Raw genomic sequence first — 15704 nt, 5'->3', positions numbered from 1 at the left:
CCGTTTCCGGTGCGTGTTTTCCGCGACTGCCTGAAGCGCGGTGGTGGACCTGGAGGCGAGCCAGCGCAGCATCGACCATGCGCCCCAGGTTGCCTAGTTCGTACAGCATCCGGTGGCGTTCAACGTCCTCCCATGCCCTGATGGCCACCCCGATGTCACCCGACTTACCGGCCGTGACAACGACCTCTTGACCGTTGACGCGCTTGGTTGCACGACGGCCAGCGCCCTGTCGTGGATCTCTACCGTCGCCTCGTCAACGACGGGTGGGACGGTTCTACAGTTGTCCATGGGTCGCACCTCCAGTGTGCGATCAAGGAACCCGTACGGCGTGTCCGCGCCTGCGGGTTCCGCTTTTTCACGGTCCTCCCATGACATCGCCCATACACGTGCTCGCACAGGAGTCGATAGGGGAGACTGGGGGAGACGGCAGGTCTCCCATGTCTCCCCCAGGGCGCGGTGATGGACGAGATTCCGGGTTGGGCGCTGAGGTTGCGTGCCGAGCGACGCGAGCGGCTGTGGTCGCAACGGCAGATGGCACGAGCACTCGCAGAGGTGGCCGATGAGAGCACCCGCGCTCACCTGCCGACCCGCGAGTCCCTGATCCGCATGATCAAGGACTGGGAGAAAGGGCAGGCACCAGCCCAAGGACCCCTGTCGGATGCTCTACTGCCGGGCGTTCGACCTTCCCGAGGCCGAGCTGTTCGACCTGGCGAACAAGACGGCCCGGAAGTCACCAGCCCAGGTGCTCGCTGCGATCATGCCCGAAGGTGATCCACTGTCCCGCTTTCCCGCCGGGGCGGGGCGAAGGGTCGGGATGGGTACCGTGCAAGATCTGGCGGCACGGGTTCACGGCCTGCGGCTCGCCGATGACGTCATCGCCGGAAGCGACCTGATCCGGCCCGCTTTCCAGGAGCTTGACGCGGCGGTGCGTCTTTACCGGTGCGGCACCCACACCGAGGGGGCAGGCCGGGCGCTGCTGGTCAACATCGGCGAACTGGCACAGATTCGTCGGATGGATCGCCAGCGACGCGGGCCAGCACGACCAGGCCGCCCAGACCTACCAACTGGGCATCAGCGCCGCCCGCGAAGCAGGAGACGGCTCCCCGGAGGCCAACCTCATCGGCTCCCTGGCCTACCAGATCGCCAACGTCGGCGACGCGCAGGAAAGCGTGGCACTGACACGCGCCGCTTTGGACGCGGCCGGACGGCACGCCTCACCGCGTATCCGCGCACTGACCTGGGACCGTCTCGCATGGGCGCATGCTCGCGCCGGGGAGGCCCAGCCCGCCATCAGAGCACTGGGTGAGGCGAGCGCAGCCCTGGCGAGCACGGCCGGAGCCGAAGAACCGTCGTACCTGTACTGGGTCAGCCCGGATGAACTCCAGATCATGGAGGCCCGTGCCTACACCGAACTGCGTCGCCCGCTGCGTGCCGTTCCGCTGCTGACCGAGGTTCTGACGCGCTACGACGCCACTCACGTGCGGGAAGTCGCGTTGTACCTGTCGTGGCTTGCCGTCGCTCTCGCCGACGCCAATGAGCCCGAGGAGGCGGCGCACACGGCGTCGCGGATGCTGGACATGTCCGCCGACCTCACCAGTGACCGCACCACCCAGCGCGCCCGTGTGGTTCTGGCGCGGCTCAAGCCCTACGCCGACGTTCCCGAGGCACGAGAGATGCTGACCCGCTATCCCATAAGTGCTTGAGCGAGCTAGGTCGTTTCGTTCGGATCACGCTTTGCCGCACGTCAGGTACGTAGTAACGGCAGAGGTCCTGCGGCCCCGGGCCGATATGCCGGGCTAGCTAAAGTGGTCGCCATGAGTGATCATTCCGGATCTCAGGCCATATCGCCGGTGCTGCTCAGCATGGGTGGTGGCGACTGGTTGCCTGTCACCGCGGGCGAGTCGGGAGCCGCTGTCTTTCGCAACGCGGACGCCACCCGGTATGCCAAGTGCGTGCCTGCTGCGGATGCAGCCGACCTGGAGGCCGAGCGTGACCGGGTCGCATGGCTGAACGATCAGGGTGTACCTGGTCCCCGGGTGCTCAACTGGCACTCCGGTGACGTGGGCGCCTGCCTGATGACCAGTGCCGTTTCCGGCATATCTGCTGATCAGATGCCCGCTGAGAAGCTACGGGTCGCTTGGGAACGCATCGCGGACGCGGTCCGCCGACTGCACGAGGTGCCGGTGCCGCTGTGCCCATTCCGCCGGGACCTGGACTCTATGGTCGCCGTGGCGCGCGGCGTTGTGGCCCGTGACGCCGTCAACCCGGAGTTTCTCCCCGTCGAGCAGCAGCACACGCCCCCTGGGGAACTACTGGACCGCCTCACCCGGCAGGTGCCACAGCGACGGGAGCAGGAGGCCGCCGACACGGTTGTCTGCCACGGGGACCTGTGCCTGCCTAACATCATCCTCGATCCGCGGACCCTGGACGTGTCAGGCTTCATCGACCTGGGCCGCCTCGGACAGGCCGACCGCTACGCGGACTTGGCGCTACTGCTCGCCAACGCGCGAGAGACATGGAAAGACGAGGAGCGGGGGCGGGCCGCGGACATGGCGTTCGCCGAGAGGTACGGCATCGCCCTAGACCACGAGCGCCTGCGCTTTTACCTCCATCTCGACCCACTCACCTGGGGCTAATCAATTTTTGGGGATCATCGGCCGGACCAGAGGAAGATGCCGGCGATATGGAGTCCGGCCAGGTAGATGGTCGCGGTCTTCTCGTAGCGGGTGGCGATGCCGCGCCACTGCTTGAGGCGGTTGATGCACCGCTCGACGGTGTTGCGCTGCTTGTACGCCTTACGGTCGAAGGACAGCGGCCTGCCACCCCGGCTTCCCCGACGCAGTCGGTGGCCCCGCTGGTCGGCCGGAACTGGGATCACCGCCCGGATGCCGCGTCTGCGCAGGTGCTCACGGATCGCGCAGGAGGAGTACGCCTTATCGGCCAAGACAACCTCAGGCCTGGTCCGAGGCCGGCCGCGTCGGCGGGGAACGCGCAGGCGTGCCATCACTTCGGTGAAGGCGGGCGCGTCACCGGCTTGGCCGGGGGTGAGGTGGAATGCTAGTGGCCGGCAGCGATCGTCGGCGGCGAGGTGGATCTTCGTGGTCAGTCCGCCGCGGGACCGGCCGATGGCATGGTCGCCTGGCTCATGGGCTGCGGCCCCTTTTTTGCGGGCTCCGCCCGCGTGCTGGTGAGCCCGCACGATCGTGGAGTCCACCGACACGGCCCAGGTCAGGTCCTCGTCCGCGTCGGCCTGGGCCACCAAAGTGATGAACACCCGCTCCCACGTGTCATCGACGGCCCACGTCCTCAGCCGGTTGTAGACACCTCGCCAGTTGCCATACCTGTCGGGCAGGTGGACCCGCTGGGTCCCGGTCTGGAACTTGAAGGCGATCGCATCGATCACCTGCCGGTGCTCCCTCCACCGGCCGCCTCGCTTCGGCGTCCGGTCCGGAAGCAACGGCTCAATCCGCGCCCACTGCGCGTCAGTCAACGGCACACCCGGACTAACGACCGGCTGATCCAAACGAAACTGCCTAGGTGTTCTCCCCGAGTCTGGCTTGGGCCTGGGCCACCACATCGGGATGGGGATCCTCGGAGAGAACTCGTAAGACGGTCTCCGGCGTCGTGGGCCATAGGGCCAGATACCACCGCACGTCGACCGACCGGTCATGGGCAAGCCGGTGTAATTCGTCGTGAGGGAGTTTTTCCGACGTTACTGCGGCTTTGCGCACGGTTGCGGACTTGTCGTTTGAGAGAAGGCGGTGCTGGTTCGTCGTGGTGATCGGATTCTCAGTCGCACCGGCACGAACCTTGGGGGTGGCGTCGGTTATCAGGGTGGCGAGGATGTCCGGGGCGTCGGTGTGAGCCGCCAGGCGCGCTCGGACGTTGGGAGAGGGGTCTGCGGCGAGTACCGAGTTTGTTTCCCCGTCCAACCCGTCTTGCTCGGCGAGCAACCCGCGCAGAACCTCATCCGCGGACCGGCAAATGGCGCGGCGGGCCTCGGCGTCGGCGGCCGGATGCTCCGGTACTGACCATCGAACCGACCAGTGAGGGTCTTCGACCATGTTGATCAGGACATCGGATGGGCAGGAGGGATTTTCGACAAGAGTCTGGCGGGTCTTCAAATCCGGGTCCTGAGCGAGCGCACGCAAGACTTTGCCCGGCGCGTCGGTCCGAGCCGCCAGAGCACGCCTGACTGTGCGGGAGGGGTCTGTCGCCATGGCTTCGAGAATCTCCGGGGGTGTGGCGGGATCGCTTGCCACGGCCAACCGGATCTGGACCTTCTTGTGATGGGCGCGTACGTCCAGATCGGTCTTCCTCGTGCCGCCATCCGTTCCCGAAGCGCCTGGTTTCTGCATCCGTCAGTCCTTCCTCCGCCATGTGAGTGGCATGATCGCAGCAAGCGCTGACAATGGAGCTTGGTCACCAAGCGGTGAGGGAACGCCTGACAGCATCGATGAGGACGCTTGTTGGCAGCCATTGTTTTCTGGGTGACTAACTGGGTGACAACCACCACGGACAGCGCTGGATGCCGGTGGACAGCCAGAGACGGTAACTGCAGGTCAGAGCTGGTATCAACCCTGGTCGGGGAACCGCTCGGGTTGCCTGGGGGTCAAGGGGCCGCAGGTTCAAATCCTGTCGTCCCGACCAGGTTTTAGCTGGTCGGCAGGGGTTTCGGAGTTTCTCCGGAGCCCCTTTTCCGATCTTCGGGAGCCAATCGGAGTCAAGTGCGCTCAGGATCTTACGTGGGTGGCAGGTTCCTCGTTCGACTCCGTCGGATCTATCCGGAACCTTGGCCTGTGAGCGGTGGTCAAGCATCGACGGCGCTGGCTGCCGCAGTCCGCTACATCCTTCAGAGACCTCGTGGGTGTGTGGACAGCCAGCCACGGTGCCGGTCCCTGAGGGCATCACGCTCGGTCGGCGTGGGCAGGATCACGTCGGCGCCGCCGTCGTAGGGGTGGTACAGCCAGCGGAGATCCGCAGGGCCAAGGAGCACGTTGCTGATCTCGTCGTCCGCGACCGCTCGAAGCAGGGCGTCGATGACGCCGGGTCCCCACAGTCGCGTCTCGGCGTAGAGCTGCGTATAGGTACGGAATTCGGGATCATCGTCGGGTTCTTCGATGAGGGTCTGCCAGTGCTGCGCCGCCGGCGCGACCTCTGATCGTCTCGGCCGCAGCTGAGGGGTGAGTGCTGGAGTGTCCGTCCATTCGGTCGTGATGACCAGGAGGTCTGGGCCTGGATCGAGTTCGGACAGCACGGTGTGGTGGCGGTTGAGCACGATGGCGTATTCCGCCTCATCGTCCGGGTAGCGCTTCGACTCCGGCAGGCTGTGAAATCTGATCCAGCGGTCCGGATAGTGACCGCGAAGCCAGTGGGCGACCGGCGGGCACTCGGGCCATTGCCGCTCCCAGAGTCGGCTCAGTGCTTGCGGATCGAGGGCGCCGTCGAGGATCACCGTGCCGTTCTATCCGATGGCCTGGTGGGCGGCCAAACGATTTGATCGCCCGGACAGTTGTCAGGTGTCTACAACGGGTGTTCCGGCGAGGCGGGGGAATTATTCCGCTCGACCCTGTGACGGGCTGCTGGATAGCTGAAGGAACGCGGCGACTACAGCGAGAACCGGTTTGCCCGGGCCAACGACACGGGCTCCTCGGCCCCAGGATGCGAGGCGGCGACGTCGTACCCTACGGCTGGGATGACGCGTTCATCGCCGTGGGGGGTTGCCCCTCGGCTACGGGCTGCGGCGGCTGCCACATGAGGCTCTGGAGGAGCACGTGCTGGCGGCGGTCGAGGGCAGGGAAGGCGACATGCTCGCGATGACGCTTCCGTACGAGTAGAGTGCCGCCCCCCGACAGCCAGGCAGCAGAACAGCTACGCCAGACGAACGTCAACCGGTCGGCGTCGACCTGGGCGGGCTCGTGGCCAGCCCTCAGATCGACCCGCATATGATCGAGGAACAGTTCCAGCAGCTATCGCCACGGTGCAGCCGCCCTGATGCTCGACGACGAGGCCGGCGCGGCGGGGAAGAAGAGTGACCGGGCGGGGGAGTTCACTCGCTGGAGCGGGCGGCCTTCCACAGCTGCATCCTGGCGGCGTACTGGTCGTCGATGTCTTGCAGCCACGGGTGCCGGTCGCGCTTCTCCTGCGCCTGCAGTCGCACCTCGCGGGCCTTCTGTACTTCGTCCTCCTGCTTATCGGTGGTCTTCGGTTTGCCGGTCATGATGTCTATCGTCGAGGGGAGAGCGGCGACCAGTTTCTCGAAGCGGGCGTCGGCTTGCTCGTAGTCGCGCTGAATCTCTACCAGGTCATTCGGAAATTCGTATGCAGACACGTGTGAATCCAATGGTTTACGGCATGTCGCCCGGAGGGGCCTCTGTGGTCGGCCTGGATTTGCGGCCGATGCCCTGCATGTGCCCGAGGACTGCCGTGCTAAGCGCGTGAAGCTGAATCGGGCACACGAGACAGCCGGGCGGCGAAGCCACAGAGCAGGCCGTACCGGCCGAGCCGCGTAGAGAGCCCCTATATAGACGTGTGCGCTTGACTGCGTCTACCCACCCCTTGACTCTCCGCGCATTTCCATGACCGTCCTGTGAACCCGCGACAAGGAATCGTTCATCCGCCGGAGTTTCGCTACCGGGCCGGACTCCCTCGGCCACGGCGCCGGAGTCGTCGGCGTCTGTGAAGGTGAAAACCAGTCCTTCCTCGGAGTCGTTGCCGAGCCGGAACGGCGCCCGCTCAGTGCCTCTCTGCTCAAGGACGGTGTACGTGCCATCCTTGTCGTTCCACCGAAGCCAAGCCGAAACGGTGAAACTCTGGCCGGTGCGGATCACAGGTCCGTTCGTTTGCGCGAGAGGCTCCTGCCGGGACGGCGAGGCAGGCCTTGCCCCAGAGGCGATGTTGTCCACGCCGCCGGCCCGAATCTGGCCGGTGCCCTGTCCCGTAATGGCAGGGTCGTGCTCGAACTCGAAGGTCTCCTCGGAGGAGGGGAAGACCCGGTAGTTTTCGGCGGTGCTGGCATTGTTGGAGTGCTAAACGTCATCTGTAGCCACCCTGAAAGCCATCGAGCTGTTAAAACGCCTACTCCATGTCCTGGGAGTCATGGGAGCCAATTTAGGGAGCCAACGCCTTCAAACCGGCTCCGACCACCTCCGACCTGGCCAGAAATTTCCCCAGGTAGAAGGCTCCCCGTCCGACTCCTTCAGATCGTCCCAGACACCCAACTCGTGGCTGGGAGTCAAGGGGTCGCAGGTTCACATCCTGTCGTCCCGACCAGGTTTTAGCTGGTCGGGAAGGATGTCACCCGAAAGGGAGGCGCCCTTTCTTCGTTCTGGATGGCTTGGCGAAGCACCGCAGCATCCAGATGTCATGATCTCCCCACCAGGAGTTGAGCTGCAGATGTACTGCCGTTTCGCCGTCGTACCACCAGAGATCGGCCGGTCCGGTGGCCTCCGGCACGACCGGCGGGAGCTCATCTGACGCGATCACAGGCATCTCGCCCGTATCGACTGTCATCCCAAAGGCACGATGCGGCCACGATCGCGCGACAGCGAGCAGTGCGTGGCTCTCAAGGCGCTGTTCAACTGACCGATTGATAATCTGGTACCGAATAGGTGGGGACAGCGCCATTGCGACCCGCCCGTCTTCTAGGACATCGACCTCCCACGTCCAATCGCCGTCGATGATCGCGGGGAACGCCCAGCCGTAGAGAGTTTCGCGAGCCTTCAGCTCACCCTCAAGGCCGTGGTTCATGCCGTTCTCTCCAGGCATGCCGTAGAAGAGACCGCCGTATCGCTCTTCGAAGCCGACCATTGCCTTGACCACGCTTGGCGGTATCGGGACCGGGGTTCCGGTTTGGTCAACCGCACAGCCAAGGGTTTTGATCTGCTCCGTCGGGATGGCAGTGATCCGCTTGCCGTACGTCAGGAGCAGGTTCCGCACTCGTGGCGAGACCGATGGATCGTCGAAGATGTGCACTTCGCCAACCTACGTAATGCATGATCACTCGTGTCGATGTCCAGTCGATGATCGTCGGGTTGGCTGTTGTGACCGACTGTCAGGGCTCACGATCTGTCACGCAGACCATGAGCCCTGACACCCGAGCTGGTCTCGTCGGCGTATGTTCAGGTCGATGATTCGTCCGAGGTCCGGGACCGGGACCCCAAACTCGTACACCACTTCCATGGACGCAACCCGCCCATGACGCGGTCCCGCGCAACTGCGAGCAGGAGATCTGGGCATGAGCCCGCCTCACCGGAGAAGCACCCCAACCTAGCGATACACCTGAACTCGAACCAGACAGCAAACGGGGGATCAAACCCTCATCAAGGGAACAACGGGGGCCGCGCACGCGTACCTTCGTGCTGATCGTTTGACACAAGCACGCGCGAAGGAGCCCGTCAGGTGACCAGCACTCTGACCTTGCAAGCACTGCGACGACTGAGGACCGCCCCTGGCGGGCAGCTCGACTGCCGGATCAGCTTCTCCGACGGACCGGGAACTTCGCGGCCGGTCGCTTATGTGGAACGCGAGGTGCTGCCTAACGGCATATCCGCCTACCTCGCGGCCCGGAAGAGCGGAGCCCGCTCCTTCGTCCTGTGGGCGGACGAGCATCGCCAGGCGCGGGTTGCCACCCTGGTCACCGTCTCCACGGGCGGCGGGCGGGCACAGTTCAAGGTGCTCGGCCCGCACGGCGAACCGCTCGGTATGTTCACGCGCGACAAGGCGTTCAGCCAGGGACTGCGCACACGCTGGACGGTGAGCCGTGCCGGCAGCCCCGACGCGGTGGGATACAAGGGCCGGCTGTTCTGGTGGTGCGTGTGGTGGCTCTGCTCGCCCCTGCTGCCGCTCATCCTCGTGGCCGCCCTGCTCGGCGGCGGCGGCGACTTCCCGCGCGGCCCACGCCGCATCAAGTGGCGCTCCGGCGGACAGGTCCCGCTTGAGTTCAAGTCGTCCGGGGACACGGTACGTCTGTACGCACCGGAGCTGGACTGGCGGCTCGGAGCCGCCCTCGTGGCTCTGATCCCCTCCTTCGACGGCTGGATCGGCGACCCCTGGGACAGCAGGAAGGACTGACAGGCAGGCGGCGCGCCCGTGACGCGGCGGGAGGCGCGGACGGTGGGTTCGGAGCGCGGAGGCCGCGTGAGCAGGATCTCGGCGAAGGGCAGGCCCGGGAATCGTGCGCCGGTGGAGGGTATCCTGCACCACGGGGTGCTCGCCGCCCCCCGTGTGCATGTGCTTCGTCAGGATGTCGGCGATCTCCTGGCCGGGGTGGCGGCTGCCGAGGAGGTCGCGGATGTCCTCCCGCGTGAACACCTTCTCCTCCTTGCTGCCTGGATCGCCACACGCCGAACCTCTACACGCCACGGCCGACCCTGCGGTACGGGGGGCCCACGCGGGCCGGTACAAATGCGGCATGAGTGAACTCGCTGGCTATCCCCCACAGCCGAACGTGCGGCCGACCCGGCGGGTCTACAGTCGGAGGACCGTGTATGGGCCCACGTGCTCCTGTGGACGCCGATCGCGATCACGGTGGTCGGTGTCATCCTCGGCCTGGGACTGTTCGCGGCCGCTGAGGCCGGAGACGCGGCGGCCCGGGATCGGGGTGCTGACCGGCTGGCTGACCCGGCCCGGCCGCGAGGCGGCCGCCGACCACGCCCACCTGACGGGCTACGGCATGCCTGCCTGGCGGAGATGAACCGGCTCCGGGCGGCCCGGGGCGCCGCCTTCGACCGGGTTGTTCCCGACGCTGATGATCCGCTATCACGAGGGCGCGATCACGATGGCGGGCGAACAGCTCAAGGGCGGACGCGGCCGGCTGATGCGCACCCTGGCCACCGGCATCGTCACGGGGCAGCAGAAGATCGAGGTCGGCCGCATGAAGGGCCTGCCGGCCAGGTGATCCGTCCCGCTAGACGAGTAAGTCCTAAGGCTGAGAACGGGTAAGGCGAGATGCGTCGGCTGATGAGCCCACCCGTGGAGCGTGTCCGTGGTGGGGCGGGCGTTGCCCACCCGGGCTGCGCCTCACGACAGACGAACCTGCCCTCAACGCCAGAGCGAAAGTGACGAAGGGTGTCGAGGATCGATGTGTGACCAACGACCTCAACACCCTTCTGACCGCACTCTATGTCAAGATCGATGACTGGCTCGGCGCTCCCGGTAGCCCCGCCCGTCTGGGACGGCCGCCCCAACTGACCGACGCCGAACTGCTCACCGTGGCCATCGCCCAGGCCCTGCTCGGTATCCGCTCCGAGACCCGCTGGCTGCGCTTCTTACCGGCGCATGTGCCTGGCGCCTTCCCCTACCTGCCCGGCCAGTCCGGCTACAACAAGCGCCTGCGCCGCGCGCTGCCCCTGCTCCAGCGCACCATCTGCGCTCTGGCCCGCGACAGCGACCTGTGGGCCGACCCGATCTGGGTCGTCGACTCCACCCCGGTCGAATGCGGCCGCTCGCGCCCTACCGCCCGACGCTCGGACCTGGCCGGGTGGGCCGGCTACGGCTACTGCCGTTCTCACTCGCGCTACTTTTGGGGTCTTCGCCTGCACCTGGTGTGCACTCCGGCAGGATTGCCCATCACCTGGGCCCTGGCCACCCCGAAGCTCGATGAGCGCCAGGTGCTGATGGTCCTGCTTGATCATGACCCCCAGCTGACGGCTGAGCGGCCCGGCCGGCTGATCATCGCCGACAAGGGATACGTCTCCGTCGAACTCGACGCCTACCTGGCCCAACGAGGTGTGCACCTGCTGCGACCGTCCTACCGCAACCTCGCCGCCCGGCCCGGTGAGCAGTTCCTCAAACCGATCCGCCAGCTGATCGAATCGGTCAACGACACCCTCAAAGGCCAGCTCGACCTGGAATTGCACGGCGGACGCAGCCCGAGCAGTGTCGCGGTCCGCGTCGCCCAGCGGATCCTGGCGTTGATCGCCGCGATCTGGTACAACCGCGCCACCGGCCAGCCCACCACCCGGTCACTGATCGCCTACGACCACTGACCGGACTCCGGACTTACTCGTCTAGCGAGCGGCTGGGCCGTCACCGCTGGGTGATCGAACGGACCATGGCCTGGTTGGCCGGCTATCGCCGATAGCATCGCCGCTACGAGCGGCGAGCCGACCATTTCCTGTCCTTCGTCGGCCTCGCCGCCGCGCTCATTTGCTACCGCCGCCTCACCAAATGAGACGACCTCTTAGCCCGCCTCCGCCCTGATCTACGACGATGGGCCGGATGTCGGGCTGATCGCCCCACGTCAGGTCCCACCGTCCTGCCCGCTGGCAGAGGCGCGGACAGTGGCGCGCCGCACGGGATGTCATCCATTCGATCAGCCTGGATCATCCCAGTCTCAACGAGGCCCTGATCGTCGCACGGAACGGCGGCCACTCAGACCCAAGAGCATGCCTTGCATAGGTAAGGGACTGGAATCTATCGGCTTGATCTCCCGCTTCGATAAGTGCATGCCTGACCGCCATCAAGGCGGCCAGGCGAAGCCTTGCGGGATCTGATTCAAATCCTTCTTGGACTAGAGGTCCGGCCGCCTCCTCGCCCCATTCGATCTGTGCGTCCAATAGGTCTTCTCGCGACTGTTGACCTAGCGGGTCGCCGTGCCGGACCTCTTCCATCGCAGATGCGAACAGCTCGCTATCTATATTGTGTGTTCCGCTGAGATGCTGGACCACGAGAAGCAGAACCTTGCGCCGAACGGCTTCGGGTGCCAGGCGGAGCCGTGAGTCGAGGTCGGGATCGAAATGTCCGAATGCCAATGGCTCCAATGGAACACGGATAGGTTGGTCTATTATAAAAGCTGACCGTGGATTACTCAGCCACTCCTCATCCAGTCGCATACCGGTGGAAAGTTCAACAACAGCCATCGCTGCCGTTTTGCGTGCCCATGCCTCTTTTAGAGTCGCTGCTTCGGTCAAGTCGACGGCTGCCGCCTGCTGCATCGGTCCGATCTCATCGACGAGAGCGCCGATATCCGTCCCGGTAATATTTCCCATATTCAGCTCCGGAACTCTTACCAGAGTTTGTCCGTATACCGCATGAGAGAACTTTCCGGAGCCGTTTGTCTGCCAGGAAACATTCCACACCCGGGCGTCTTCGCTCAGCCAATGCATCACTTCAGGGGAACTTGCGTATGATCCTCCGTCCGTCTGAAGTAGAATGATCAAACCATTGCACTGTCCAAAGAAGACAACTTCCATTGGGTAGAGATCCTGCCCTTGGACCTCTATTTTTCGAACTTCGGGATTGCCGCCGCCCGTTAGTCTTGATGATATCTCATGGATTGATGGGGTTGAGTCGCCTACGGGCTGGATAACGGTCCAGGAAAGACCGTTCCCCAGCCATCGATGCTGCTCAAGAAGTTGAAGATAGTGATCGCTTGCTTCATGCAGTTCCACTTTATTTTCTTTCCAGTCGGTTTTCAATGTCCGCCCGTTGCCGCAGGCCTACAGGCCTGCGGCAACGGGCGGACTCTAATGTTCGTACTCCGAGTTGGGGTCAGCAGTTCCGCAAAGCTGATTCCGCGTAGGTGCTGCCGGGCGTTCGTTTTGCCCGTCTAGGTGCGTGTTGAAACGTAGGAAGTATTCGTCGCCGGTTATGATGCGCTCGTTGAGATAAAATCTGTTCAGGGCTCGTCCGGCCACTCCGTTGTCATCCCCACCGGTCCCTGGGATGGTGCAGACGGAGAAGCGTCGCGCTTGGTCTGTGGCGGCGGATCGCTCCTTTGTCGAAGCGAAGGGGTATTCATCGCACTCGAGCCCGGGAGTAGTGTAGTTCGGCCATAGACTGTTGCAGCGCAATTGTGCTCTGGCGTTATTATTTCCTTGGTGCGGCTCGCGTACGCGATGCAGGCGACTATCGGAAGGTGGAGGTTTGTTGCTTGAGTAGGTGGCGCACCCTGGGAGCCCTTTAGTTGCCTCTGAAGAGTGAGGATATGTGTCCGCACTGTTGTAACAGGCTTTCCAGTAATGTGCATATGCCTTGTCGTAACCCTGCCCCCGTTTCAGGAGAACAGATGACAGTACGTCATTGAAGATGCAGCCGCCGTCGGAGTTGATGTCACTTGAAGAGTCACACCTGACAACCGCGTGATCGCCTCGATTGTAAGCCCTTATCAGTGGCCAGTTGGGATATCTTGCGTAGTGCTCGAACTTTGTTGCCACCATGAAGTGCCCATTGTCGGTGGGAGCGTGCTCAAGGTCGCAGTGAAGCCTGGCTTGGAAGGCGGGAACGATTGAACTCTTGCCCAGTTTCCAATCGGCGATCGTCTTGGTCCGATGGTTTGTGATTGGATTACCTTGCCACGTCTGGATGTGATTGCAGTGTGGCTTGTTGCCGATGTCCATCCCGAGCAAGAAAAGCTTGGTCGGAGGAAGCGGACCAGAAGTCTCGACGTCGTACACGTAAACGTCCACGACGATGTCACGACCGGTCGCTGCTTGGGGAGGAACATTTCTGGTGCCTGTGTTTCGGAATGTAGCACCAATCAGCATTACATTGATCTCTGAGTATTGAACCGGCTCCTGGGGGATCGCCCTGAAGGCAGTGTATTTGCCGATCTGACACCAGGCAAAACGGTTCTTGACCCAGCCTTCCTCACGGTCTGCCTGCTCCTGGTGCTCGAAGCACTCATGGGGAGTGATGCGGTCGCGCGGGGCCAATAGAGAGGTGCTGGCCGCGGACAAGGTCGCGTTGTCGGCGCGGAGGTCAGCCGGAGCCGACCGACGAGCCAGCGCGGCAACAACTTCGCCGATAGCGGTGTTCATGTCGGTTTGGATCTCTGTTTGGGATTGTGCCCGGTTGTAGATCCGTACCTCGTCCAGGGTGCCGGTGAAGTATTCGCCCCATACGCTGTTGCCGCCGATACGCAGTACGCCACCGTCGTCGTGGAGTGCGCCGCTGACAGGGGTCTGGCTGACCTGGGTTCCGTTGACGTGCAGTCGCGCGGTGGTGCCGTCGTAGGTCACCGCCACATGGTTCCAGGTGTTGACAGGCAATGCCGAGGGGCCGTCGACTCTCGTCACGTCCTCGGCGTTGGTCTGGAACCATCCTGATGGCGCGATGCCGTTGGAGGCGTATAGGCCGTAGGAGGCGCCGGAACCTGCTAGATGCTCCTTCAACACTATGGTGCGCCAGTTGGTGACCGTGGTGGGTCTGACCCAGGCCGACAGCGTTGTCGCGGTGGAGAGTCGCAGGGAACTGGCATCGGGGACGGTGACCCAGCTGGAGGTGCCGTTGAACGACAACGCCTTGCCGTACTTGCCGGCCGTCGCCCAGGTGACGGCGGTGGCCGCACCTGTGTTGCCCTGTCCGGAGGCATCGCCGATGACCGTACCCGTGCCCTCGTCCATGCCGTAGGCCGCAACAAGACCCGTCGGAGTCGGATCCGGATCCGGATCCGGAGGTGATGTGTTAACAGCGGTGTTCATGTCGGTTTGGATCTCTGTTTGGGATTGTGCCCGGTTGTAGATCCGTACCTCGTCCAGGGTGCCGGTGAAGTATTCGCCCCATACGCTGTTGCCGCCGATACGCAGTACGCCACCGTCGTCGTGGAGTGCGCCGCTGACAGGGGTCTGGCTGACCTGGGTTCCGTTGACGTGCAGTCGCGCGGTGGTGCCGTCGTAGGTCACCGCCACATGGTTCCAGGTGTTGACAGGCAATGCCGAGGGGCCGTCGACTCTCGTCACGTCCTCGGCGTTGGTCTGGAACCATCCTGATGGCGCGATGCCGTTGGAGGCGTATAGGCCGTAGGAGGCGCCGGAACCTGCTAGATGCTCCTTCAACACTATGGTGCGCCAGTTGGTGACCGTGGTGGGTCTGACCCAGGCCGACAGCGTTGTCGCGGTGGAGAGTCGCAGGGAACTGGCATCGGGGACGGTGACCCAGCTGGAGGTGCCGTTGAACGACAACGCCTTGCCGTACTTGCCGGCCGTCGCCCAGGTGACGGCGGTGGCCGCACCTGTGTTGCCCTGTCCGGAGGCATCGCCGATGACCGTACCCGTGCCCTCGTCCATGCCGTAGGCCGCAACAAGACCCGTCGGAGTCGGTGTCGGTGTTGGCTCGGGAGTCGGTGTCGGAGTCGGTGTCGGTGTCGGCTCGGGAGTCGGTGTCGGAGTCGGTGTCGGTTCCGGATCAGGGTCGAGCAGGTCATCCGTGGGAGTCACGACTTCCTGGCTCGTCGAAGTCCTTCGTGCTTGAGCTTCTTCAAGAGTTATTGTTGCGGGAATAGGCTGGCTTACTTCTGCCCGTGATCCGATTGGATCGTTGGCCAGCGCGCGGACTTCCTCGTAGGTGGTGGGTATGGGGGCATCCGCACGGGTATACGCCGTGGCATCTATCGGCGGCTCATAGTCCACAGTGAACAGAGGCTCGTGTGGAGTTCCTAAACATGCCTGGGCCGGTGGTGGATTGCACCCTCCATATTCTTTGGTACGGTAGCGGCGCCAATTACGGGCGTCCCCTTCATTTCCAGCCGTAAGTTGGAAACCATAGTTGGGTGCACCATCAGCCCAAGCCTGAGCGATGGCATTGACGGAGTAAGGGAGATCCCACTCTTTGCCGGCCCAACCGGCTGCCGAACTTGTGCAGTCAGGGCTGTATGCGGGGTATTCGGTGACGGCTCCCGTGTTGGTGACTGCTGGCTGGTTGCTCCACAGCAGCGTTAGCTCGTCCCAGGCCCCAGTTATGCGACGGATCTTCACGCCTGATCC

General features: G+C 64.0%; 13 protein-coding genes and 2 pseudogenes. 7 read left to right on the top strand and 8 right to left on the bottom strand.

Translation table 11 applies throughout. From position 1 onward, the window contains the following. Positions 1-914: 914 nt before the first annotated feature. Both AB0F88_RS00895 and AB0F88_RS00890 read left to right on the top strand, forming a co-directional pair. Positions 915-1703, top strand: coding sequence for a hypothetical protein (locus tag AB0F88_RS00895; protein ID WP_362675938.1), 789 nt, complete (start codon positions 915-917; stop codon positions 1701-1703). Between the two features lie 111 nt (positions 1704-1814). Continuing rightward, complete coding sequence (locus AB0F88_RS00890) at positions 1815-2636, top strand: APH(3'') family aminoglycoside O-phosphotransferase (protein WP_362675935.1); 822 nt, start codon at positions 1815-1817, stop codon at positions 2634-2636. A 14-nt stretch (positions 2637-2650) separates the two neighbouring features. Here AB0F88_RS00890 and AB0F88_RS00885 read toward each other — a convergent pair whose 3' ends face one another. From AB0F88_RS00885 to AB0F88_RS00865, 5 genes are all read right to left on the bottom strand, one after another. After that, on the bottom strand, positions 2651-3496 hold the full coding sequence (locus AB0F88_RS00885; RefSeq protein WP_362675932.1) for an IS5 family transposase: 846 nt from the start codon (positions 3494-3496) through the stop codon (positions 2651-2653). 37 nt (positions 3497-3533) lie between these two features. Beyond that, the gene (locus AB0F88_RS00880) at positions 3534-4358 is read right to left on the bottom strand and encodes a hypothetical protein (RefSeq protein WP_362675929.1); all 825 of its coding nucleotides are present in this window, start codon (positions 4356-4358) and stop codon (positions 3534-3536) included. A 494-nt stretch (positions 4359-4852) separates the two neighbouring features. Further along, positions 4853-5455, bottom strand: a complete 603-nt coding sequence (locus AB0F88_RS00875; protein WP_362675926.1) for a hypothetical protein — start codon at positions 5453-5455, stop codon at positions 4853-4855. A 594-nt stretch (positions 5456-6049) separates the two neighbouring features. Beyond that, complete coding sequence (locus AB0F88_RS00870; RefSeq protein WP_362675923.1) at positions 6050-6331, bottom strand: hypothetical protein; 282 nt, start codon at positions 6329-6331, stop codon at positions 6050-6052. Positions 6332-7296: 965 nt separating this feature from the next. Further along, the gene (locus tag AB0F88_RS00865) at positions 7297-7974 is read right to left on the bottom strand and encodes a hypothetical protein (protein ID WP_362675920.1); all 678 of its coding nucleotides are present in this window, start codon (positions 7972-7974) and stop codon (positions 7297-7299) included. A 426-nt stretch (positions 7975-8400) separates the two neighbouring features. On the opposite strand from AB0F88_RS00865, the gene AB0F88_RS00860 reads away from it, so the two are divergent. From AB0F88_RS00860 to AB0F88_RS00840, 5 genes and pseudogenes are all read left to right on the top strand, one after another. Beyond that, the gene (locus tag AB0F88_RS00860; RefSeq protein WP_362675917.1) at positions 8401-9072 is read left to right on the top strand and encodes a hypothetical protein; all 672 of its coding nucleotides are present in this window, start codon (positions 8401-8403) and stop codon (positions 9070-9072) included. A 463-nt stretch (positions 9073-9535) separates the two neighbouring features. Beyond that, complete coding sequence (locus tag AB0F88_RS00855; protein ID WP_362675914.1) at positions 9536-9694, top strand: hypothetical protein; 159 nt, start codon at positions 9536-9538, stop codon at positions 9692-9694. A gap of 39 nt (positions 9695-9733) precedes the next feature. Beyond that, a complete protein-coding gene (locus tag AB0F88_RS00850; RefSeq protein WP_362675912.1) occupies positions 9734-9898 on the top strand; it encodes a DUF305 domain-containing protein in 165 nt (54 codons plus the stop codon). Positions 9899-10085: 187 nt separating this feature from the next. After that, on the top strand, positions 10086-10988 hold the full coding sequence (locus AB0F88_RS00845) for an IS982 family transposase (RefSeq protein WP_362675910.1): 903 nt from the start codon (positions 10086-10088) through the stop codon (positions 10986-10988). A 20-nt stretch (positions 10989-11008) separates the two neighbouring features. Then, positions 11009-11173 (top strand): annotated as a pseudogene (locus AB0F88_RS00840) (transposase); the annotation flags it as partial. 151 nt (positions 11174-11324) lie between these two features. Here the strand turns inward: AB0F88_RS00840 and AB0F88_RS00835 are convergent. The 3 genes and pseudogenes from AB0F88_RS00835 to AB0F88_RS00825 all read right to left on the bottom strand — a co-directional run. Beyond that, complete coding sequence (locus AB0F88_RS00835; protein WP_362675907.1) at positions 11325-12419, bottom strand: hypothetical protein; 1095 nt, start codon at positions 12417-12419, stop codon at positions 11325-11327. 48 nt (positions 12420-12467) lie between these two features. Beyond that, positions 12468-15008 (bottom strand): LamG-like jellyroll fold domain-containing protein, encoded by a 2541-nt coding sequence (locus tag AB0F88_RS00830; RefSeq protein ID WP_362677881.1) that lies wholly within the window; start codon positions 15006-15008, stop codon positions 12468-12470. A 399-nt stretch (positions 15009-15407) separates the two neighbouring features. After that, positions 15408-15695, bottom strand: a pseudogene (locus AB0F88_RS00825) (DNRLRE domain-containing protein); the annotation flags it as partial. Between the last annotated feature and the right edge of the window lie 9 nt (positions 15696-15704).

It is taken from the genome of Streptosporangium sp. NPDC023963, assembly GCF_040639135.1.
Classification (GTDB): Bacteria; Actinomycetota; Actinomycetes; order Streptosporangiales; family Streptosporangiaceae; genus Streptosporangium.
The sequence above is the reverse complement of the archived record's forward strand: the minus strand, read 5'-3'. Positions and strand labels throughout refer to the sequence as shown.